1 pseudogene is annotated in these 596 nt (G+C 45.1%); it reads left to right on the top strand.

The features are described from left to right. Positions 1-553 (top strand): annotated as a pseudogene (locus tag JMY08_RS13930) (DNA polymerase III subunit gamma/tau); the annotation flags it as partial. Between the last annotated feature and the right edge of the window lie 43 nt (positions 554-596).

The following is a 596-nucleotide window of genomic DNA, read 5'->3' as shown; positions in this document are numbered from 1 at the left end:
TGAGCCTGAACCCGTTGTTGAGCCTGAACCCGTTGTTGAGCCTGAACCCGTTGTTGAGCCTGAACCCGTTGTTGAGCCTGACGCAAATGATTCTCAATTACTGTCTGAATCTGATGATCCACGCACGTTGTTACGCTGCGCACCGCAAGAATTGATAGGCGAGTGGACACCAGAGAAATGGGATTATTGGTTACAAACCGCTCGTGAAGCCAAGATGTTGGCACAAGATGAATTGGCACTTGCTCGTCAAGGTATGATGACGGGTCTATGTAATGGCAAATCGACCTTTGTTACCAGCGTTGACAGTAAGCACTTGCAGGTAACCTTTCAGCAACTGGCAGAAAAACTGCAACAGCAGTTCATACAGGCAGATATTGATCTGCAAATCGATGGTAGCGTCATGCAAGCGGATGACAAGACACCTGAGCGTCGTCAACAAAAGCGTCTGGTGCAAGCAAAGACGGTAGCAGAATCAAAATTGATGAATACACCGGTGATGAAATATCTGACCGAGCGCGGCGAAGGAAAAATGGGCAAAGTTCAGTTATATTAAACAGTCAGAAAAATGATTATTAATATTATTTAATAGTCTATGT

The sequence above is a fragment of the Psychrobacter sp. Pi2-51 genome, assembly GCF_904846665.1.
Taxonomy (GTDB): Bacteria; Pseudomonadota; Gammaproteobacteria; order Pseudomonadales; family Moraxellaceae; genus Psychrobacter; species Psychrobacter glaciei.
The sequence above is the reverse complement of the archived record's forward strand: the minus strand, read 5'-3'. Positions and strand labels throughout refer to the sequence as shown.